This is a genomic window from Streptomyces sp. NPDC051563 (assembly GCF_044454225.1).
GTDB lineage: Bacteria > Actinomycetota > Actinomycetes > Streptomycetales > Streptomycetaceae > Streptomyces.
Genome location: NZ_JBITDL010000012.1, coordinates 58,385 through 80,088, shown reverse-complemented (window position 1 = coordinate 80,088; position 21,704 = coordinate 58,385). Strand labels below are relative to the sequence as shown.

The window sequence follows — 21,704 nt, the reverse complement described above, 5'->3', positions numbered from 1 at the left end:
AGGTCCTGAAGCTACCCTCCGCGCATGATTTCCACGGTTGTCTGGGGTACCGGCAACGTCGGCCGTTTGGCCATCCGTGCCGTAGAGGCCCATCCGGCGCTGAAGTTGGCCGCCGTCATCGTCCACAATCCAGAAAAGGTCGGCCGCGACGCCGGTGAACTCGGCGAACTCGACTACGAGACGGGCGTCGCGGCCACCGACGACATCGAAGCGGTCCTCGCGGCCCGTCCGCAGGCGGTCGTCTACGCGGCCTCCGGCGACATCCGCCCCGACGACGCCCTCGCCGACATCACCCGGGCGATCCGCTCCGGCGCCGTCGTGGTGAGCCCCGCCCTCTATCCGCTCTACGACTACCGCAGCGCGCCGCCGGAGTTCCTCGATCCGGTGACCGCCGCGGTCGCGGAGGGCGGCGGTTCGCTGTTCGCCTCCGGCGTCGACCCCGGCTGGGGCAACGACGTCCTCCCGCTGCTGCTCAGCGGGCTCGGCACCCGGATCGACGTGATCCGCTGCCAGGAGATCTTCGACTACTCCACCTACGACCAGCCGGACTCCGTGCGCTACCTCATCGGCATGGGCCAGCCCATGGACTACGAGCCGATGATGCTCATGCCGTCCATCCCGACCATGGTGTGGGGCGGGCAGATCCGGATGATGGCCCGGGCGCTGGGCGTCGAACTCGACGACATCCGCGAGACCGTGGAGCGCCGCGCCCTCGACACCACCGTCACCACGCGCACGATGGGGGAGTTCGAAGGGGGCACCCAGGGAGCCATCCGCTTCGAGGTCCAGGGGATCGTCGAGGGCGAACCCCGCATCGTCATCGAGCACGTCACCCGCATCCACGCCTCCTGCGCCCCCGACTGGCCGTCCCCGCCCGACGGCGGCGACGGCGCCCACCGGGTGATCATCGAGGGCCGCCCGCACATCGAGGTCACCATCGAGGCCACCGACGAGGGCGAGAACCGCTCCGCCGGCGGCAACGCCACCGCCGTCGGACGCCTCGTCGGAGCCATCGACTGGCTGGTGGAGGCCGAACCGGGCCTCTACGACGCCCTGGACGTCCCGCTGCGCCCCGCCGTCGGCAAACTCGGAAGGAAACTGTCATGAGGATCGACATACCCGAAGGCCAGCACCCCATCGAGTACGTGTGGGGCGATCTGGTCCCCGGGATCGGGATGGCCGCCGCCAACTTCTCCCTGTCGGTGTACGCCCACACCACCCTGGGGCTGCGGGAGTTCGAGGCGGCACGGCTGCGCGTCGCGCAGATCAACGGCTGCGTCTTCTGCCTGGACTGGCGCACGGACCGGGACGGCGAGAAGGTCGAGGACGAGTTCCCCGACGCCGTCACCGACTGGCGCACCACGGACCGGTTCGACGAGCGGACCCGGCTCGCCGCGGAGTACGCGGAGCGGTACTGCCTGGACCACCACGGCCTGGACGAGGAGTTCTGGGACCGGATGACGGCCCGCTACAGCCAGGTGGAGATCGTGGAGCTGACGATGAGCATCGGCTCCTGGCTGGCCTTCGGCCGGCTCAACCACGTGCTCGGCCTCGACAGCGTCTGCGTGCTGCCGGGCCACTGAGCGCGGGGCGCGGAGCGCGTGCGGTGCGCGTGCGGTGCGCACACGGGGCCGGGGCCGTCGGATGATCCGACGGCCCCGGCCTTCGTGCTGTCCGCGCCAGGGACGACCTAGAGGTCGGTGGCGATGATCTTCTCGATGTTGCGCTCGGCGAGCGCCGTGATGGTGACGAACGGGTTGACGCTGGTGTTGCCGGGGATCAGCGCGCCGTCGATGACGTACAGGCCCGTGTAGCCGTGCAGGCGGCCGTAGTTGTCGGTGGCCTTGCCCAGGACGGCGCCGCCGAGGGGGTGGTAGGTGAGGTGGTCGCCCCAGATCTTGTTGGTGCCGAAGAGGTCGGTCCGGTAGATCGTCCCCTCCTTCTTGTTGATCTTGTCGAAGATGGTCTTCGCCATGTCGATCGACGGCTGCTTCCACGCCGTCTGCCAGTTCAGCTCGACCCCGCCCGTGGAGGCGTTGTACGTGAACTCCGCGCGGTTCGGGTTCTTCGTGATGGACAGGTAGAACGAGGCGTAGGTCTCGATGCCGGTGGGCAGCGGGGCCACCTCGGCGAAGGCGCCGCCCGCGTCCCAGTTGTCGATGCCGCCGCAGGGGATGGAGGCCTGCACCTTGCCGGTCGCGTCCCACATGTGGTTGGCGCGTCCGACCATGACGTTGCCGTTGTCGCCCCAGCCCTTGCCGATCTCGCCGTTCAGGTTGGGCAGGGCGCCGGTGGCCTTGAGCCGGACGAGCAGCTTGCTGGTGCCGACGCTGCCGGCCGCGAAGAACACCTTGTCCGCGACGACGGTCTTGGTGCCCACGGTGTCGCCGGTGGTGTTGATCTGGTCGATGACGACCGTGTACCCGCCGCCGGAGGCGGGGGACACCGAGGTCACCTTGTGCAGGGGCGAGATGGTGACCTTGCCGGTGGCCTTGGCCTGGGCGATGTAGGTCTTCTGGAGGGACTTCTTGCCGGCGTTGTTGCCGTAGAGGATCTCGCCGGCGACGGCGGACTTCGGGACGGTCCCGGCCGCTTCCTGCTTCATGTAGTCCCAGTCGTATACGTCGGGGACGAAGACGAAGGGGAACCCGGCGCGCTGGGCGTGCTTGCGGCCGACGCGGGCGAACTGGTAGCAGTCGACGGTGTCGAACCACGCCGGGTCGATCAGGCCGACCCCCAGGCCCGCGTTGGCGCGCGGGTAGTAGGTGCTGTACATCTCCTCCGCGTCCACGGTCGGCAGGACGGCGCCGAAGTTCTCGCGCTTCGGGGTGACCGCCATGCCGCCGTTGACCAGCGAGCCGCCGCCCACGCCGCGGCCCTGGTAGACGATGATCCCGCCCATCTCCTCGGCGTCCAGGATGCCCGTGTAGCGCGGGACGGCCGAGTCGATGGGGAAGCCCAGGAAGTTGCTCAGCGGCGCCTTCGTCTTGGTCCGGAGCCAGTAGGCGCGGTAGTCCGGCTTGGTGGTGTTGCAGAAGATCTTGCCGTCCGAGCCGGGGGTGTCCCAGGCCATGCCCATCTCGATCATGTGGACGTCGACCCCGGCCTGGGCGAGCCGCAGGGCGGCGACGGAACCGCCGTACCCGGTACCGATCACGAGGGCCGGTACGTGCGCTCCGTTGTCGATCGGGCCGGCGGCGGCCGCGCCGGCCGTGGCGGCCCGGGCCATGGCCGGGGCGATCTGACCGGAGAGGGCCATTGCACCCAGGATGGAACTCGTTCTACCGAGAAATCCTCGACGGGAAACGCCGTTCTGGTTCGTTTTGTGCAGGCCTTTGTCGCTCATGTGAGCTTCCTCACTCTAGGCGGAATGAGAACGAGTTCTACTGCCGAGTGCTTGCGAAGTCACTAGATACGTCAAGGCGTATTTCGTCGGCGGAGGTCGCGGCCCGCCTCGTTTCCGGCTCCGCTGAAGGGCGTCGAAGGTCCCATCGGGCGGTGGGAACGAGCACCCGCTGTGGCCGGACGGCGATCCTGGAGTGACGGAAGAGCCTCCGTGGAGGATCTTGCGGGGGAGCCGTGACCGGTCCAATCCACCACGTCAGAAGTCGAACGCGTTACGGGAAGGCGCACCGCGGCGCCTCGCCGGTACCCTCGCCGCACCCAGCCACTCCGTCGTGGCTGCATCCCGTGGGCCCCGCGGCCGAAAAGCGACAAACCGCAAGGTGGGCCCGTGATCACCGCTCGAATCTTTTTACCTTCGGCTGGCGCTCCTGTTCGGCGCCCCGGCCGGTGTTACAGGTCCGGCGCACCCCGTCCGGCGCCCTCGCGTACAGAAGGGGAACGCGCGCGTTCGCCGGTCCAGACCAGGATCAGCGTCGAGGCGGCCGCCGCGAAGGCGCACCAGGTCGAGGCGAACTCCAGCCTCCACAGCACGGCGCAGACGAGCGCCCCGGCCGCCATGAGGAGGCCGAGCAGGCGCAGCCGGCGGTCCCCCGCGAGGAGCAGGGCGCCGAGCGTGGCGAACAGGTAGCCCGCGAGGGCCAAGGGCATCCACGGGACGTTCACGCCGTATCCGAGGGTGTGGCCGCGGATCTCGGCGCTCACCGGGCGGGTCGCCAGGCAGTACGCGAGGTACGCGCCGGTGGCGATCCCGGCGGCAGCGGGCGGGTACAGCCGGGCTCTGACCTCGGGCGCGGCGGCGAGCAGCACCCCGAGCGGCACCCATACGGGCAGCAGCGGCAGCGCGATCACCGCCCAGGCGGTGGTCGCCGGGCCGCAGCCGCCGCCGGAGCGCCAGACGGCGGCTTCGATCAGCTGGTGGGCGCCCAGGATCAGCGGGAGCGCCGCGACGGGCAGGTCCCGGGCGCGCCGGGTCCGGGCGAGGCAGGCGATCCCGACGGCGGTGATGACCGTGCCCGCCGTCAGGTCGGCCGTCGCGCTCCAGCACATGGCGCCCTCCCGGTCTCACGGTAGGCCGAGGCGCGGACGTCTGCCACACCACGGATCTTTGGAAAAACTCGACAGGATGCAGAAGATTTCTGCACGAGTCTTGCCGTGTTTCCGTGCGGGGTCCTACTGTCCCGGCCATGCCCCCAAGAAGAGCCGCAAGCCGAGCAGCAGGCCGAGCCGCAGCCGGCGCAGCGAGCAGAAGAGCCGTCCCCGCACGGGCCGCCGCCGCCCTGGCGGCGCTCACCGCGTCCGCCCTCGGCCTCGGCGCCCTGGGCGCGGGCGCGGCCGAGGCCCGCCCCGCCGCCGCGGACCCCGCGGCCGTCACCCGGGCCGCCCTCGACCCCGCACTGGCCGAGGGCCGCGGAGCCCGGGTGGACTTCGCCGAGCAGGAGGCGGAGAACGCCGCCACCTCCGGCACGCTCATCGGCCCCGACCGCACCGCGTACTCCCTGCCCGCCGAGGCCTCCGGCCGCAAGGCGGTGAAGCTGGCGCCGGGCCAGTACGTGGAGTTCACCCTGCCCGCGGCCGCCGACGCCCTCACCGTCCGCTACAGCCTCCCCGACGCTCCGGCCGGCGGCGGGATCACCGCTCCGCTCGACGTCACCGTCAACGGCCAGAACCGCCGCTCCATGACGCTGACCTCGCAGTACTCCTGGCTGTACAACCAGTACCCCTTCAGCAACGACCCGCAGGCCGGCCTCCTGCACCCCGACTGGTGGATCACCGAGTGCGCCTGCGTCCCGGCGGCCACCACGCCGGCCCCGGTCATCGCCAAGCCCTTCCGCCCCACCCACATGTACGACGAGCAGCGCCTGCTCCTGGGCCGCACCTACCGGGCGGGCGACAAGGTCCGGCTCACCGTCCCGGCCGGCAGCCCCGCCGCCTGGACGGTCATCGACCTGCTCGACTCCCAGCGCGTCGGCGCCCCGCACGTGGAGGCGGTCGCCGCCAACGCCCTCCTGTTCGGCGCCGACCCGACGGGCCGCCGGGACTCCGCCGACGCCATCGACCGGGCCATCGCCTTCGCCAAGCGCCACCGGCTCCCGGTCTACCTGCCGCCGGGCACCTACCAGGTCAACCGGCACATCATCGTGGACGGGGTCACGGTCACCGGCGCCGGCAGCTGGTACACGACCGTCAAGGGCAAGGGCGTCGGCTTCTACGGCAAGGAGGCCGCCGACGGCGGCAGCCGGGGCGTCCACCTCTCCCGCTTCGCCGTCGAGGGCGACGTCCGCGAACGCGTGGACACCGACCAGGTCAACGGGGTCGGCGGCGCGATGAGCGACTCCACCATCGACTCGCTCTACATCCACCACACCAAGGTCGGCCTCTGGTTCGACGGGCCGATGAGCAACGTGAAGGTCACCCGCAACGTCATCACCGACCAGATCGCCGACGGCCTGAACTTCCACACCGGAGTCACCGACTCCCTCGTCCAGGACAACTTCGTCCGCAACACCGGCGACGACGGCCTCGCCCTGTGGGCGGAGAAGACCACGAACGCCCGCAACACCTTCGACCACAACACCGTGCAGAGCCCCACGCTGGCCAACGGCATCGCGATCTACGGCGGCGCCGACACCACCGTCACCGCCAACCTCGTGGCCGACCCGGTCCGAGAGGGCAGCGCCCTGCACGTCGGCTCCCGCTTCGGCGCCGAACCCTTCACCGGCAGCCTGCGGATCGACGGCAACACCACCGTGCGCGCGGGCACGTACGAACTGAACTGGAACATCGGGCTCGGCGCGATCTGGTTCTACGCCCTGGACCGCAGCATCGACCAGGCCGACATCCAGGTCACCGGCAACTCCTTCCTCGACAGCACCTACAACGCGATCATGCTGGTCAGCGACTGGCCGGTGAAGGACAAGGTCCGCATCGAGAACGTCCACTTCAAGGACGTCCGCGTCGACGGCACCGGCACCTCCGTGGTCAGCGCGCGCGTGGCCGGGTCGGCGAGCTTCGAGAACGTCGATGCCCGGGGCGTCGGGGCCGTCGGCGTCAACAACTGCGGCTCGTTCAACTTCCCCGGCACCGGCTCGGAGTTCACCCTGACGGACCGCGGCGGCAACGACGGCGGCGGCACCACGGGCCCCTGGCTGGCTGGCTGGGAACTGCCCAACACCATCACCTGCGACGACCGCCCGCCGGTCGTCGCCCCGCCGGCGCCGAGCCCCTGGTAGACGCCGGTCGATCACCGCTCCGCCGCTCCCGGGGGTTCGAGCGGCGGAGCGGTCACCGCGCAGTTCGTACGGCACTGCGGGTGACAGGCCCCGGGCCTGGGGGACCGTACGGTGGCCCAGGCCAGGACGGCCCCGGCCACCAGCACCCCCGCGCACCAGAACATCGCCCGCCCGAAGGACGCGTCGAAGGCCCCGGCCGAGAGGTACGCGTCCGGCCCCATCCCGGCCAGCAGCGGCAGCGCCGCCACCGCGAGGAGTCCGGCGGCGCGCGCGGCCGCGTTGTTGATGCCGCTGGCCAGGCCGGCCCGGCCCGGGTCCACCGAGGACAGGACGGTCGCCGTCAGCGGGGCCACCAGGGCCGCCATGCCCAGGCCCATCACGAGCAGGGCCGGCAGCACGTCCCGTACGTACGAGGCCTGCGGGCCCACCCGCAGCATCAGCAGCATCCCCGCCGCGCACAGCAGCGGCCCCGCGGTCAGCGGGATCCGCGGCCCGATCCGCTCCCCGAGCTGCGCGGAACGGGCCGACAGCAGCAGCATCAGGGCCGTGGTGGGCAGCAGGGCGGCGCCGGCGCCCAGCGCCGAGTACCCGGAGACCACCTGGAGCTGGAGCACCACGAGGAAGAAGAACCCGCCGAAGGCCGCGTACACGCACAGGGTGACCAGGTTGACGGCGGTGAACTGGCGCGAGGAGAAGATGTCCGGGGGCACCATCGGATCGGCCCGCCGCCGCTCCACCACCACGAAGACCCCGGCCAGCAGCACACCGCCCACGGCGGCGCCCGCCACCAGCGCGGTACCGGAACGGGCCTCGATGAGCGCATAGGTCAGCAGGGCGAGCGAGGCCGCCCCGAGGACCGCCCCGGCCACGTCGAACCGGCCGTGCGCCGCCGGATCCCGCGATTCCGGTACGTGCCGCAGCGCGACCGGGACACAGAGCGCGGCCACCGGCACGTTCAGCAGGAAGACCCAGCGCCAGCCCGGACCGTCCACCAGCCAGCCGCCCAGGAACGGCCCCACGGCGGCGCCCACCCCGCCGAACCCCGACCACAGGCCCACCGCGCGGGCCCGGTCGTCCGCATGGACGGACCCCTGGATCAGCGCGAGCGAACCGGGCGTCAGCAGCGCCCCGCCGATGCCCTGCAGGGCGCGGGCGGCGATGAGCACCCCGGCGTTCGGCGCGATCCCGCACAGCAGGGAGCCCACCGCGAACCACACCACCCCGAGCACGAAGATCCGGCGGCGCCCGAACCGGTCCCCGAGCGCACCGCCGACCAGGATCAGCCCCGCGAGGGTCAGCAGATAGGCGTTGACCGTCCACTGGAGCACCGCCAGATCGGCGCCGAGATCCCGCCCGATGGCGGGCAGGGCCACATTGACCACGGTCGAGTCGAGCAGCGCCATGGCGGATCCGAGCACGGTGGTCAGCACGATCCACCGGCCCTGCGCGGTCCCGAGCCGTACCCCGGGGACGGGGGACGGGGCGGCGGCAGGGGCGGGGGCGGTCATTCCCCCAGGCTGGCCCGCGCGGGCCGGAACGGCCACCCGGTGCGGCTCATTAGGCACCCTTGTACGGGTCATGACATCTCCCGCACCATGGCCCGCGCACGTCACGCACACCCTTTCCGCACGTTCTGCACACGGCGTACGAGGAGACCACACGTGGCACAAAGCGACAGCCGGCGAACCTCCCGGGCACGATTACGACCCCTGCGCGCAGGACTGGCCGCCCTCACCGCGGCCCTGCTGCTGCCCCTGAGCGCGGGAGCGGCAGCGGCCGCCCCCAATTCGGCCCCCGCCCCCGGAGCGGCCGAGCGCAAGATCGAGCCGGGTCTGCGGGCCCAGCTCGACGGTTCCGCCAAGGCGGTCTTCTGGGTCTACCTCGACAGCGCCGCCGACCTCACCGCCGCGGCCGCGCAGCCGACCCGCGCGGCGAAGGCCGCGACGGTGCTGCGGCTCAAGAAGGAGCAGGCCGCACGCAGCCAGACCGAGGTCATCAAGGCCCTGGAGGGCACGCACGCCGAGTACACCTCGTACTGGATCGTCAACGCGGTCCGCGTCGTCGGCACCGAGAAGCTCGCCACCACCCTGGCCCAGCGCCCCGAGGTCGCCCGGATCGACGCCGACGACCGGATCACGCTGGCGAAGCCCGCGGAGGGGACCCGGGAGAAGACGGCGGCCGACGCCGTCGAATGGAACGTCGACCGGATCAAGGCACCACAGGTCTGGGACCAGCTCGGCGTCCGCGGCGAGGGCATCGTCGTCGCCAACATCGACAGCGGCGTGGACTTCACCCACCCCGCCGTGGCCAACCAGTACCGCGGCAGGGCCGCGGACGGGTCCTACGACCACAACTACAACTGGTTCGACCCGGCCGGGGTCTGCCCCACCGCTGCCCCCTGCGACAACAACGACCACGGCACCCACACCATGGGCACGATGGTCGGCGACGACGGCGGCGCCAACAAGACCGGCGTCGCCCCGGGCGCGAAGTGGATCGCCGCCAAGGGCTGCGAGACCACCTCCTGCTCCGAGGCCTCGCTGCTCGCCGCGGGCCAGTGGATCGTCGCCCCGACCGACCTGAACGGCCAGAACCCGCGCCCCGACCTGGCCCCCCACATCGTCAACAACTCCTGGGGCGGCCCCGGCGGCGACACCTGGTACCAGCAGATCGTCGACACCTGGCGGGCCGCCGGGATCTTCCCGGCCTTCTCCAACGGCAACTCCGGACCCGGCTGCACCACCAGCGGATCGCCCGGGGACTACGCGAGCTCCTACAGCACCGGCGCCTTCGACATCAACGGCGCCATCGCCTCCTTCTCCTCGCGCGGCGCCGGCCCCGGCGGGATCATCAAGCCGAACATCGCGGCCCCCGGGGTGAACGTGCGCTCCTCCGTCCCCGGCGGCGGCTACGCCTCCTTCTCCGGCACCTCCATGGCCTCCCCGCACACCGCCGCGGCCGTGGCCCTGATCTGGTCGGCCGCACCCGCCCTCGAAGGCGACGTCGCGCAGACCGAAGCGCTGCTCGACGGCACCGCGCAGGACACCGACAGCAGCCAGTGCGGCGGCAGCGCCGCCGACAACAACGTCTTCGGCGAGGGCAAGCTCGACGTGCTCGCCGCCGTCAACGCCGCACCGCGCGGCGCCCTCGGCGCGCTCGCCGGCACCGTCCGCTCCGGCGGGCAGCCCGTCGCCGGGGTGAAGGTCGCCGCCGACGGCCCCATCGACCGCACGACGACCACCGCGGCCGACGGCACGTACCGCTTCCCCACGCTGTCCGTGGGGACGTACGCGCTCACCGCCTCGAAGTTCGGCTACGGACAGCAGGCCGCGAGCGCGGAGGTGACCGAGAACGCCACCGCCACCGGCGACATCGACCTCGCCCAGGCCGACTCCGGCAAGCTCACCGGCACCGTCTCCTCCGCCGCGGGCCCGGTACCCGGCGCCGCGGTGACCGTCGCCGACACCCCGGTGACCGCGACCACCGACGCCCAGGGGCGCTTCGAGGTCACCCTCCCGCACGGCAGCTACACCGTGAACGCCACCCACTCCTCCCGCTGCCTCACCGCCGGCGCGGCCGCGGTCACCGTCGCCGGGGACACCACCGTCGCCGTGACCCTGCCCGAACGCACCGACGGCTACGGCTACGCCTGCGCCACCTCGAACACCGCCCCCTACCAGCCGGGCGACCGGCGGCTCGCGCTGACCGGCGACAACACCACCGAGCGCGTCGACCTGCCCTTCCCGCTGCCGCTCTACGGCAAGACGTACGGGCAGGCCTGGATCGGCACGAACGGCACGGTCAGCCTCGGCGGGAACAACACCGGCGACGTCAACGGGGACATCCCGAGCACGGCCACGCCCAACGCGGCGCTCTACCCGTTCTGGGACGACCTGGTCGTCGGCGCCGCCGACAGCGGATCCGGAGTCTTCACCGCGGTCACCGGCACGGCGCCGCACCGCAGCTACGTCATCGAATGGCGCCAGGTGGCGCACTGGTCGGCGCAGTCCGACGCGTTCTCCTTCTCGGTGGCGATCGGCGAGGACGGCACCGTCCGGTACACCTACAAAGGCACCGGCGGCACCGGCATCAAGGGCGGCTCCACCGCCACGGTCGGCGTCGAGAACGCCACCGGCACCGACGCCTACAAGTACTCCTTCAACACGCCCGTGATCACCGACGGCCTGTCCGTCTCCTTCCGCACCACCAAGAGCGGCGTGGTCGCGGGCCGGGTGCTCGACGCGAACGACGGCAACGGGATCGCCGGAGCCACCGTGACCCTCGGCACGGGCGCCACCGCGGTCTCCGCCACCACGGCGGCCGACGGCGGGTACGTGGTCCAGAGCCCCTCGGGAGCACGGGAACTCGCCCTGACCGCCGCCCAGTACGAGACCGCGACGGCCACCGTGGACGTCAAGGCGGCCGACGTCACCCAGGTGACCCGGTCCCTGCGCACCGGCAAGGCGACCCCCTCGAAGCAGGCGGTGGAGATCGTCCTGCCGCCCGGGCAGAAGCGGACGCGGACCCTCGACCTCACCAACCCCGGTCTCGGCACGGCCTTCACGGCGGCCGAGGACGCGGCCTGGCTGACCGTGACCCCGGGCTCCGGGGACCTCCCGACGGGCGGGAAGGCCCCGCTGACCCTGTCCGTGGACACCACGGGCCTGACCCCGGGCACCGTCCTCACCGCCGACCTGAAGATCACCTCGGCCAGCGGCCGGACCCCGGTGCTCACCGTCCCCGTCAAGCTCGTCGTCCCGCGCTACCAGGTCGCCCTCGACGCCGGCGCCACGGCCGCGAGCACCGATGCGCTCGGCGACGGCTGGTCCCCGGACCGCAAGTACACGACGGGCTCCTACGGCTACCAGGGCAGCGCCTCGGCCCAGTCCACCAGCCGCACGATCGCGGGCACGGACGACCAGAAGCTGTTCCGCAACGCCCGTGAGGGCATGTACGAATACCGCTTCGACAACGTCCCCAACGGCACCTACACCGTGGAACTGGGCTTCGCCGAGCTCTCCTCCACCAAACCGAACAAGCGCGTCTTCGACGTCCTGGCGGAAGGCACCCAAGTACTGCCCTCCCTGGACATCGCCCTGGAGGCCGGCTCCTACACGGCCCTGACCCGCACCTACACGGTCACCGTCACGGACGGCACCCTCAACGTCCGCTTCGTCACCCACACCGGCTTCGGCAAACCCCTGCTGAACTCCCTGCGCGTGACGGACCGCCCCGACAAGACCTGACCCGGCCGGCAGCACGACGGGCGGGGCGCCTTCCGGGCGCCCCGCCCTGTGCTGTCACGCCCCGGAGGTCACCGCAGGAACATCCGGTCGCGGCCGGCGAAGGAGGCGAGCGGGGCCGCGGCACGCAGGACCACGTCCAGGGCGCGGCCCGGGTCGCAGGCGTACGTACCACTGGCCCACGCGGCATTGGCCTCGATCACCGACCACCGGCCGCCGGTGAGGCCCACGTCGACCACGATCGCGGACGGGAGGGTGGAGAAGGGCAGGCCGGCCGCGAAGGCGAGCGCGCCGGCCGAGGCCGGGCCGAGACTGAGGCGACCGTCCTCGGCATAGCGGCTCGCCGTGTGCACGGCCCCGTCCAGCAGGAACAGCCGGTGCTCCGCCGTGAAGCGGACCACGTCGCTGACCAGCACCCGCGTCTGCGCATCCACGGCGTCCGGCCCCGGCAGGCGGGAGCCGTCGGCGTAGACGAGGGCCGGGATGTCCTTGTCGTTCGGCGACTTCACGAAGACGGGCCTGCGCAGCCCGTACGCCTCACGGATCGGGATCAGCCCGACCTCCCGCCCGGTGAACTCCTGCGGCAGCCGCGCCAGCCAGTCGGACGGGGCCTCCAGCAGACCGATGCCGAGCCCGGGCGCCACGGCATCGGCGAACCGCGGCCCGGCGTGCACGTGATCGGCCCGCAGCCCCTCGGGCACGGCGAAGCCGTCCAGTCGTACGGTGGCCAGCCCGCGTGCGTGCGCCGCGTCCCGGAGCCGGGCGGCGGACGCGGTGACACGGGGCGGGAGCAGCAGGGTCATGGGGAGATCCTGCCGGGGGCCAGGGCCGGCGTCATCCGGGTTTCGCCGCCGGACGGGGCGTCAGCCGCGGCGGTACTGGTCCACCAGGATCGTGACGGATCCGTCGGCCGGGGCCTCGGCCAGTCTGACGATCGCCAGCTCGCTCCGGTCGGGGCTGCGCACGCAGAACGGCCGGGATTTCGCGAGCCCGGCGAAGGGCAGGGCCGCGGCCGGGCGGGTCTCGATGCCCTCGAGGCAGGCGGCCACCGACAGCTCTCCGGAGCCGGCGTCGGAGACGAAGGAGTCCGACTCCTCGGAGGGGAGCAGGGACCGGCCGTCGTGCGCCAGGTACCAGGCGGCCGACTCCGCGGGCACCACCTTCCCGGCCTTCAGGTCGAACTCGTATCCGGAGTCGGGGGCGGTGAGCCGGGCCTGCGCGTAGCCGGGCAGGTACGCGGCGGCGGGGTCGGCCGAGGGGGCACCGGCCGTGGGCGTGGGACGCGCGGATGCCGAGGCCTTGGGGTCGGCGGGCGGGGCGCCGGTGCTCGGGGCCTCGCCCGCGGGGGTGTCCAGGTAGTACACGGTTCCGGCGGCGGCCAGCAGGGCGCCGACCACCAGCAGGGCGGGCCGTACGGGAAGCCGGCGTCCGCGGCCCGGTGCGGGGGCGGAAGGCGGTGCGGGTGCGGCGGCACCAGCGGGGGAGCCCGGCGCGGGGAAGGCCGGGGTGACGCCTGCCCGGCCCGGAACCGCGGTGGCCGTCCTGGTCGCCTGGAACGGCTCAGGCGCGGGCGCGGGCCGGACGGTGTCGCCCCCGAGTTCCTCCCGGACCGGCCGGGGCAGCCAGCCGTCGGCGAACTCCGGTTGCCCGCAGACCAGCGGGTGCGCCCGTACGGAGGCGATCACCTCGGCCGGCTGCGGACGGTCCTCGGGGCGCTTGGCGAGGCACCACGAGACCAGGCCGTACAGCTCGTGCGGCACCCGGGCGAGGTCGGGATGCTCGTGGACGACCCGGTAGAGGGCGCTGGACTCCGGCCCGTTGCCGAAGGGGGCGATCCCGCAGGCGACGTACGCGGCCAGCGTCCCGAGCGCGAAGACGTCGGTCGCCGGCGTCGTCGGCCGGCCGAGCGCCTGCTCGGGCGCCATGAACGCCGCGGTGCCGATGCGCAGCCCCGTACCGGTCAGCGCGGCGGCGTCGGCCGCCCGGGCGATGCCGAAGTCGATCACGCGGGGGCCGTCCCCCGCGAGGAGCACGTTGGCCGGCTTCAGGTCGCGGTGGACGACGCCCGCTCCGTGGATGGCCTGGAGCGCCTCGGCTATGCCCGCGAGGAGCAGCAGGACCGTGCGGGCCGGCAGCGGCCCGTGCCGCCGTACGACCTCGTGCAGCGAGGGGCCGGGCACGTACGCGGTGGCGAGCCACGGCGTGGGGTCCTCGACCCCGGAGTCGATCACCTGGGCCGTGAACAGGCCGTGGATCCTGCGGGCGCTGGCCACCTCCTGGGCGAACCGACGGCGGAACTCGGGATCGGAGGCGAGCTCCCTGCGGACCGCCTTCAGCGCGATGGGGCGGCCGCCGGGAGTGTGGGCCAGGTAGACCACGCCCATGCCGCCGGCGCCGAGCCGGGCGTGCAGGCGGTAGCCGCCGATCTCCCTGGGGTCGTCGGCGGACAGGGCCGTCGGGGCCGGCTGTGCGCCGGAGTGCTGGTCGGACATACGGGGGCTCTTTCAACGAGGCGGAACGCGCCGCGCCGCGATGCGGCAGGGGCCTGCGCGCATCGTGCCATGAATTGACTGAAAATTCAGTCAGTGCCAGAGTGGAGGACACGTGCCCGCACCATCCGCCCTGCGTGACGGCCCTGCGTGACGGCCCTTCGCGGACGGAGGGCGCACCCTTGTCACAGGGGCCCGGGACGGTCGGCCCGTGCCGTGCCTCCCGCGCCCGTCCTGGCCGGATGCAGTGCGTCCCGTCAGCCCTTGATCGGAGCCCTCTCGTGTCCCACCTGCCCCCCACGCGCCGGACCGCCCTCCGCACCTTCGCCGGGATCGGCGCCCTCGCCTTCGGCGCCGCCGCCTGCGGCCCCTCCCAGAGCGCCCCGCGCTCCCAGGCCCCCGAGGGCTCCGCCCAGCCGTCCCCGGCCGGTGCCGAGCGCCGGCTCGGAGCCGAGTGGGAGAGCCACACCCGCACCTTCATGGCCTGGCCCGCGCTGGACGCCGTCTGGATGGAGGACCTGCGCTACGTCCGCGAGGACATCGCGCGGATCGCCCGGGCCGTCGGCGGGTTCGAGGAGGTCGTCATGATGGCCCGGCCCGAGCAGGTCGACGCGGCGCAGAAGGCCTGCGGGTCCGAGGTCGAGGTGATCCCGCTGGCCGTGGACGACCTGTGGGCCCGTGACACCGTTCCCGTCTTCGTCGAAGAGGGGGGCAAGGTCATCGGCGTCGACTTCAACTTCAGCGGCTGGGGCAACAAGCAGGAGCACAAGAACGACGCCCAGGTCGGCCGGCTCCTGCTCCAGAAGTACGGGATCCCCCGGGTCCAGGCCCCCCTCGTGGCCGAGGGCGGCTCCTTCGAGACGGACGGCGAAGGCACCCTTCTGGTCACCGAGAGCTCGATCGTCAACGACAACCGCAACCGCGGGAAGAGCCGGGACCAGATCGAGGCCGAGCTCAAGCAGACCCTCGGCGTCGAGAAGGTGGTCTGGCTGGCCGGCGTGCGCGGCGAGGACATCACCGACGCCCACGTGGACAGCCTCGTACGGTTCACCGCCCCCGGCGTCGTCCTGCTGGACCGCGCGCACCCGAACACCCCGAAGGACTCCTGGTCCCGCTCGGCGGACCAGGCGAAGGCGGTCCTGTCGAAGGCCACCGACGCCCGCGGCCGGAAGTTCGAGGTCATCGACCTGCCGCAGCCCGACCTGGACAAGATCACGGGCCGGGGCGACGACTTCGTGTCGACCTACGCCAACTTCTACGTGGCCAACGGCGCCGTCTTCATGCCGAAGTTCGGGGACCGCCAGGCCGACGACCGGGCCCGCGGCATCCTGCAGGAGCACTTCCCCAAGCGGGACGTCGTCCCCGTCGCGATCGACACGATCGCCTCGGGCGGCGGCGGCATCCACTGCTCGACTCACGACCAGCCCGGCAAGCCCGCCGCGTGAGCGCAGTGCGACGCCGCCCGGCCGGGCGGCGCTTCCCGCTGCTGCCCGGCCTCCTCCTGCTCGCCATCGTGGCGGCGGTCGGGGTGGGGGCCTGGCTGCAGTTCGGTGAACGCCAGGCCCAGGACACCGTCCACACCACGGGACGGGCCGATCCGGACCGGGTGGACGTCGAGGCGACCGTGCAGCGCGTCGACGCAGCCGGGCGCGAGCTGGTCCTGCGGGTCCTGGTCACGCCCCGCGGGGCGCTGGCCGAGGCGGGCGGGATCGCACCCGCCGACGACCTCACGCTCCAGACCTCGACGGCCACCCGCGGCGACCTGACCTTCAAGGCCCACCAGCGCATCTCCACGCTGGACGTGCCGGTGGCCCTGACGGGCGGCTCCATCACGGACTACCCGTTCGACGCCTACGGGGCGGACGTGGAGTTCGCGGCCGTACTGGGCCACGAGAAGGTTCCGGTGCGGGTCCTGTTCTCCAACAACGACGTGCTCTTCTCGTCCACGGTGGAGGCCTTGACGGCGAAGGACGGCGCCAGCGTCCTCGACATCGGGCTGGCCCGCTCCAACAGCGTGCTCGTGTTCGCGGTGTTCATGATGATCGCGATGTGGGCGCTCGCCGTGTCCGTCCTGATCGGCGCGTGGTACCTCGTCACCCGCCGCAAGGGACTCACCTGGCCCGCCCTCGGCTGGATGGCCGCCACCCTGTTCGCCCTGGCCGCCTTCCGCAACACCGCCCCGGGCACCCCGCCGATCGGCTGCCTGCTCGACTACCTCGCCTTCCTGTGGGCGGAGATCCTCATCGCGTTCTGCCTGATCACCGTGGTGGTCACGGGCATCCGAGCGGAGCCCCCGGTGGACGTGGGGGAGGCGCCGGCGGCGGCGTGAAGGGGCTTAGGGTCCCGGGTTCCTACGGCCCCGGGACCCCGCCTCCCCGCCGGCTTGAACGGGCGTACGGGCCCGGGCCCCGGGGCCCCCGCATCCCCGGCGGCGGCACCGGGCGGACCGCGGGGGCATTCGGGTGGCCCGGCGGGGCCGGACCGCGCGACGCGCCGGAGCCGGTGCGGCGGGCGCCGTACCGTGGCTGACCATGACGCTCCAGAGCGACCGGGCCGGACAGGCCGAGCAGCACGAGACGCTCACGCAGACGGCCGCAGCTCCCGGCCCGGCCCTGGCCGGGGCCGCGGAACGGATCGCGGCACTCGTACGGGACGCGGACCCGGGGGCGGGCTGGGCGACCGGCGGTCCGGACGGTCCCGACGGTCCGGACGCGGTGGTCGAGGCCGGTGCCGGGAACGGGTCCGGCCCCGGACTCGGACCCGAGGGCTCCGCCCCCGACGCCGGCGGGCTGGCGGGGGTGCTGGTCGTCTGGCCCGTCATCGGGATGCTCGTGGACGCGGGGGAGCTGGCCCTGCACACCCCGCTCACCGCCTACGGGGCGGGCGACGGCCTGCCCGCCGGGACCACCGCGCACCAGCTGCTCACCCACGGCTCCGGGGTGTCGCCCGCGCTCGTCGGACTCGCCGAGCGGCTGTGCGGCAGCCCCCTCGCGGGATTCGCCGCCGAACGGGTCTGGGGCCCGCTCGGGATGGCCCGGACGGGCTTCGCCGCCGACGGCACCCTGCGCGCGCCCGCCGCCGACCTCGGCCGGTTCCTGAGCCACCTCCTCGCCCCGCGGGGCGGCCCCGTCAGCCCGGCCTGGACGGCGCAGTCGCTCCGCATCCGCACCGGCGAACTCCTGCCCGCCCGGGGCCTCCTCTGGCACCCGGGCCCCCACGGATCCTGGTCCCACGGCGAAGGCCCCACCCTGTGGATCTCTCCCCGCGCCCACCGCTGGGCGGCCCTCCTGCCCACGACCCCGTCGGCCCCGCTTCGTACCGCCTTCCGTGAGGCCGCCTTCGGCTGAACCGCGATGCCACCGGTGCCGCACGTAATGGGAGGCGCTGCGGGCACGGGGTGCGGAACACTCCGCAGGGTGATCGTGATGCGGCCCGTGGTGCAGATTCTCATCCCCGAAGGCTTCGACCTCTGGCAGGTCGCCGAGTTGCAGCGGTTCGCCTTCCTGCCCCTCGGCGGCGAGCTCTCACCCGCCGAGGTCGGGGCAGCGGTTGCGAGCATCGCCGGTTGGAACGACGCCGACGCCCGCCTACCGCCTCGGCCGGCCGACCCGCTCGCCTCGTTCCTCCACGGGCTGCTGACCCTCGACGAGCTCTTTGTCGCCGGCGGTCTGGAGGTCACGGATACGGCCGCGGGTGTCACCTTCCAGCCGGGGTGCTGCGACGGGCTGGAGGACTGGCGGGACTGGCACCGGTTGGCCGACGGTGGGAGCCTGCTGGGATTCGGCCACGACCCCGTGTCACCCGTGGCCGAGCGGTCCGGTCGCACCGTCCGGCTCACCGTCAACGAGCAGCAGGGCGACAGCCCCGTGATCGAGCTGTCCGTCGCCGAGCTCCTCGGCCTGCTCGACGTCGCGGAGCGCCACTTGGCCGGTTTCCTCGCGCTGGCCACCGACTGGATGCCGCACCACCTGCCCGGCCACCGCGGCCCGGTCACCGCCGCGCTCGCCCGCGCGCTCGACCTTCCCGCACCGGCCGCGCGGCCACAGCCGTAGGCGGGGACGACCTCCTGGCCGGCCGCTCCGCTCGTCGCGTCACCCGCCCGGGTCCCCGGCCCGCGGCGGGCCGATCCGCGCGCGGAACCCCGGGCCGCCTGGTGGGCCGGCCGCCGCCCCGCTCACGGCGCACTGCGCTTCGGCACGGTCACCGTCCCGGTCAGCGCCGTGGTCACGGCCCCGAACCGGGCGCGCCGTCCCGTCCGTAGCCCGCCCGCGGGCGATCCGTACCCCCCTCGTGGTCCTCGGGGCGCGGAGCCGGGGTGGGCGACGTACGGTGAGCGCGGGATCACCGACCGTCGAGTCCAGGCTGCGCGGAGGTACACGGATGCGTACGGCACACGAGACCGCCCGCGATGCGCGCACGCCACCGGCCCCGGCCGCGGAGGCGCCCGCATGACGGCGGGGGCGGGGCGCGGCGAGAGCGCCCGGTTCGCCGCCGCCCACACGCTGCCCGCGCTGATGCGGGGCTTCGTGAACGCCCGGCCCCGGCCGGTGCGCGGGCACGCCGGGCCGGGCCGGCCCCGCTGGTCCGCCGCCACCCTGCGGGCCCTGCGCGAGCGGCACGGCGGGGCGCCCGTACTCGTACGGGGGCTGACCGGCACCGTCCTGCTCATCCTCGATCCGCAGGACATCCGGCAGTTCTACGCCGAACCCGTCGGCTCGCCCGTCCGGCCCGCCGCCGGAACGGGCGACTGCGCCCACGCCGGGCTCCCCGCCGAGCGGCGTTCGGTCGACGACGCCGTGCTCGCCGCGGGGCTGACCGTGCACCCCTCGTGCGGGGCGTTCCTCTCGGTCCTCGCCGACGAGGCCCGGCACCTGACGGCCGGCGGCTCCCTCGAACTCGCCCGCGTCCGGCACTCCGTGGCCCGCGCGGCCCGCCGCATCGTGCTGGGCGACGCGGCCGCCGAGGACACGGAACTCGGCCGCAGGCTCGGGCGTTCCCACGACAGGGCCGGCGCACGGATCGCCGCGTACGCCGACCTCGCGGAGCCGCACACCCTCATCGGGCGGGCCCGCCGCCACGCGGAGCCCTTCCGCGGACCGGGCGGACCGGACCCGGGCGGCCCGGACTCGGGCGGCCCGGACCTGGTCGGACAGGTCCGCCAGTGGCTGGCCGCCTTCGACCTCGTCCCCGGCGTCCTGCTGCGCACCCTGCTCCTCCTCGGCGCGCACCCGGCCGAACAGGACGCCGTCGCCGCCGAGGCCCGGGCCGCGGGATTGGCGCAGGGCAGCGCCCAGGGCGAGCTGCCCCGGCTGCGGGCCTGCGTCCGGGAATCGCTGCGCCTCTATCCGGCCGTGCCCGACCTGATACGGATCACCCGGGCCGAGACCGCATGGCGGGGCGTGCGGCATCCCGCCGGCACCTGCGTGGTGCTGCCCGTGCTGTTCCACCAGCGCGACCCCGAACACGTGCCCGCCGCGCACGTCTTCGTACCCGGACGGTGGGCCTCGCGCGAAGCGGACCTGGACGTCCGGATGGCCCCGTTCAGCCATGCCGGCGGCCGCTGCCCTGGCGAACAGCTCGGACTGCTGATCACCGCGGCGCTCTGCGCGGAGGTGCTGCGCGGACACCGGGTCCGGCCCGTCCGGCCCCTGCTCGACCCCCTCGGCCCGCTCCCCGCGACGCTGGATCCGCAGGGCATCCGGCTGCGCCTGACCCGCCGCTGAATCCGCTGAATCCGCTGAACCCGCGCAATCCGCTACCGGCCCTGCCCGGCCGGCGCCCCACCCGTTCGTCCCGCCCCCTCCTGCCCGAAGTTCACCCGACCCGACGAGGAATCCATGTCCGACGCCGCGACCCCCGGGACCTCCGCGACCTCCGTGCCCACCGACCCGGACGCCGATCAACTGGACGCCCTGTGCCGGGAGCTGGCCGAGGCGGCCGACGCCGTCGGCGAAGCCGCCCGCTACGCCTCCGGGCTCGCCCTCGGCTCCCGGCTCCCGGTCACCGCGCTGGGCCTCGGCAGCCGCCGCCGCGCGGCCTGGCGCACGCTGCTGCGCGCCCTGAGCGACCCGGACGGACTCGGCTGGGCCGCCCGGGGGCGGGGCGTGGCGCGGGCCGGGTGGCTCGCGGGGGTCTTCACCGGCCGGGAGAGCCTCGCCGTCACCCTCGCGGTGTGCGGCCTCAAGGGCCGGATCCGGGCCGAGAGCACCCGTAACCCGGCCAGATCGGCCGACCCGGCCGCCGCCGAGGTGTTCCTCGCGGTGGAGGAGGACCGGCAGGCGGACGCCGTCCGGGCGTTCCGCGAGCTCGTGCGCCGACGCGGCGAGGGGCCCGCCTTCGCGCTGCTGAACCCCTCCTTCGCCGACATCCTGGCCTGGAACGCGCTGACCGACGACAACCCGTTCAACGACCACGCCGGCTGGCAGGTCGCCACCGGCCGGGCCGCGGCCGCCGAGCCGCTCCTCGGGATCGGCGCCGCCCTGCGGGCCTTCTTCGACCGGGGCCCCGCCTGCTCCGGGCCGGGGAGCAGCCTGCTCGCCGAACTGGACACCACCGGGACCCCGGCCGGGTACCGGGGCAATGCCGAGCGGATCGGCGGCTCCCCGGGTGCGGTGCTGATCCAGCAGGTCGTCGGCCCGGACGGGACCGAGCGGTGCGTGCTCCAACTCGCCGGACCGCCAACGGAGTCCGGCCGCACCGAGGCCCCGTCCGCCGAGCACGCAGAGCACGCAGAGCCCGCCGCGCACGTCCTGGACGTGGCCGCGACCGTACGCCGCCTCGTGCCGTCCGGGACCGAACTCGCCCTGCTCGGCCACGGTCCGGGTGCCCGGACGGCCGGACGGCTCGCCGCGAGCCGGGAGTTCACCACCGTCTACCGGGTCACCTGGGTGGGTTCCGGCACCGAGCCGGGTCCGGTGGCGGCCCTCGCCGCCTTCGGGGGCCGGGTCACCGGGAGCCACCTCGTACGGCTGCCCGGCCACCCCGACGTCTACGTTCCGGGGAGGCCCCAGTGACGGACGCCGACGGGCCCGCACTGCGGGCCGGGACCGGTCCGGCGGAGGGCCTGCGCGCCCACTCGGCCGCGCTGCGGTCGCACGCCGAGCGGCTGCGCCGGGCCGCCGGAGACCTGCGCTGGCAGGGACCGGGGGGCGACGCTTTCCGCGCCGAGGTGGCGTCGCTGGCCGACCGCTGCGTGACCGCGGCCGGCGGCTTCGACCTGGCGGCGGCCCAACTGGCCCGCCCCGGGCCCCGGGAGGGGACCCGGGGCGGGCACCGGCGCAGGGGCCGACCCGGTGACCGGCTGACCGGCTGACCGGAGGCAGGTGGGGAGGGGACGG

16 protein-coding genes are annotated in these 21,704 nt (G+C 73.8%); 11 read left to right on the top strand and 5 right to left on the bottom strand.

Annotation, left to right across the window (positions count from 1 at the left end; all coding sequences use genetic code 11):
- The first annotated feature begins 24 nt into the window (after positions 1–24).
- Both ACIA8F_RS16180 and ACIA8F_RS16175 read left to right on the top strand, forming a co-directional pair.
- Positions 25–1,107, top strand: coding sequence for a dihydrodipicolinate reductase (locus tag ACIA8F_RS16180; protein WP_399379267.1), 1,083 nt, complete (start codon positions 25–27; stop codon positions 1,105–1,107).
- Positions 1,104–1,583, top strand: a complete 480-nt coding sequence (locus ACIA8F_RS16175) for a carboxymuconolactone decarboxylase family protein (protein WP_399379265.1) — start codon at positions 1,104–1,106, stop codon at positions 1,581–1,583. The genes ACIA8F_RS16180 and ACIA8F_RS16175 overlap by 4 nt, the downstream gene beginning before the upstream one ends.
- A gap of 107 nt (positions 1,584–1,690) precedes the next feature.
- On the opposite strand, the gene ACIA8F_RS16170 is transcribed toward ACIA8F_RS16175, so the two are convergent.
- Both ACIA8F_RS16170 and ACIA8F_RS16165 read right to left on the bottom strand, forming a co-directional pair.
- Entirely contained in the window at positions 1,691–3,346 is a 1,656-nt protein-coding gene (locus ACIA8F_RS16170) for a GMC oxidoreductase (protein WP_399379263.1), read from the bottom strand.
- Positions 3,347–3,795: 449 nt separating this feature from the next.
- Complete coding sequence (locus ACIA8F_RS16165; protein WP_399379262.1) at positions 3,796–4,452, bottom strand: DUF6629 family protein; 657 nt, start codon at positions 4,450–4,452, stop codon at positions 3,796–3,798.
- Between the two features lie 137 nt (positions 4,453–4,589).
- Here ACIA8F_RS16165 and ACIA8F_RS16160 point away from each other — a divergent pair, with 137 nt between their 5' ends.
- Positions 4,590–6,635, top strand: a complete 2,046-nt coding sequence (locus tag ACIA8F_RS16160) for a glycosyl hydrolase family 28-related protein (RefSeq protein WP_399379260.1) — start codon at positions 4,590–4,592, stop codon at positions 6,633–6,635.
- An 11-nt stretch (positions 6,636–6,646) separates the two neighbouring features.
- On the opposite strand, the gene ACIA8F_RS16155 is transcribed toward ACIA8F_RS16160, so the two are convergent.
- A complete protein-coding gene (locus ACIA8F_RS16155) occupies positions 6,647–8,143 on the bottom strand; it encodes an MFS transporter (protein ID WP_399379258.1) in 1,497 nt (498 codons plus the stop codon).
- Between the two features lie 153 nt (positions 8,144–8,296).
- Here ACIA8F_RS16155 and ACIA8F_RS16150 point away from each other — a divergent pair, with 153 nt between their 5' ends.
- A complete protein-coding gene (locus ACIA8F_RS16150; RefSeq protein WP_399379257.1) occupies positions 8,297–11,881 on the top strand; it encodes a S8 family serine peptidase in 3,585 nt (1,194 codons plus the stop codon).
- Positions 11,882–11,949: 68 nt separating this feature from the next.
- On the opposite strand, the gene ACIA8F_RS16145 is transcribed toward ACIA8F_RS16150, so the two are convergent.
- Both ACIA8F_RS16145 and ACIA8F_RS16140 read right to left on the bottom strand, forming a co-directional pair.
- The gene (locus ACIA8F_RS16145) at positions 11,950–12,681 is read right to left on the bottom strand and encodes an ATP-grasp domain-containing protein (RefSeq protein WP_399379255.1); all 732 of its coding nucleotides are present in this window, start codon (positions 12,679–12,681) and stop codon (positions 11,950–11,952) included.
- A gap of 60 nt (positions 12,682–12,741) precedes the next feature.
- Positions 12,742–14,370: a protein kinase gene (locus ACIA8F_RS16140; protein WP_399379253.1), complete on the bottom strand. Its 1,629-nt coding sequence runs from the start codon at positions 14,368–14,370 to the stop codon at positions 12,742–12,744.
- A 278-nt stretch (positions 14,371–14,648) separates the two neighbouring features.
- On the opposite strand from ACIA8F_RS16140, the gene ACIA8F_RS16135 reads away from it, so the two are divergent.
- The 7 genes from ACIA8F_RS16135 to ACIA8F_RS16105 all read left to right on the top strand — a co-directional run bounded on the left by ACIA8F_RS16135 (position 14,649) and on the right by ACIA8F_RS16105 (position 21,679).
- Entirely contained in the window at positions 14,649–15,812 is a 1,164-nt protein-coding gene (locus ACIA8F_RS16135) for an agmatine deiminase family protein (protein WP_399379252.1), read from the top strand.
- Complete coding sequence (locus tag ACIA8F_RS16130) at positions 15,809–16,696, top strand: DUF4436 family protein (RefSeq protein WP_399379250.1); 888 nt, start codon at positions 15,809–15,811, stop codon at positions 16,694–16,696. Before ACIA8F_RS16135 ends, ACIA8F_RS16130 begins: the two co-directional genes overlap by 4 nt.
- Before the next feature lie 202 nt (positions 16,697–16,898).
- The gene (locus ACIA8F_RS16125) at positions 16,899–17,714 is read left to right on the top strand and encodes a hypothetical protein (protein ID WP_399379248.1); all 816 of its coding nucleotides are present in this window, start codon (positions 16,899–16,901) and stop codon (positions 17,712–17,714) included.
- A 78-nt stretch (positions 17,715–17,792) separates the two neighbouring features.
- A complete protein-coding gene (locus tag ACIA8F_RS16120) occupies positions 17,793–18,419 on the top strand; it encodes a hypothetical protein (RefSeq protein WP_399379493.1) in 627 nt (208 codons plus the stop codon).
- 396 nt (positions 18,420–18,815) lie between these two features.
- The gene (locus ACIA8F_RS16115) at positions 18,816–20,090 is read left to right on the top strand and encodes a cytochrome P450 (protein ID WP_399379246.1); all 1,275 of its coding nucleotides are present in this window, start codon (positions 18,816–18,818) and stop codon (positions 20,088–20,090) included.
- 114 nt (positions 20,091–20,204) lie between these two features.
- On the top strand, positions 20,205–21,380 hold the full coding sequence (locus ACIA8F_RS16110) for a hypothetical protein (protein WP_399379244.1): 1,176 nt from the start codon (positions 20,205–20,207) through the stop codon (positions 21,378–21,380).
- The gene (locus ACIA8F_RS16105) at positions 21,377–21,679 is read left to right on the top strand and encodes a hypothetical protein (RefSeq protein ID WP_399379242.1); all 303 of its coding nucleotides are present in this window, start codon (positions 21,377–21,379) and stop codon (positions 21,677–21,679) included. Before ACIA8F_RS16110 ends, ACIA8F_RS16105 begins: the two co-directional genes overlap by 4 nt.
- The last annotated feature ends 25 nt before the right edge of the window (positions 21,680–21,704 follow it).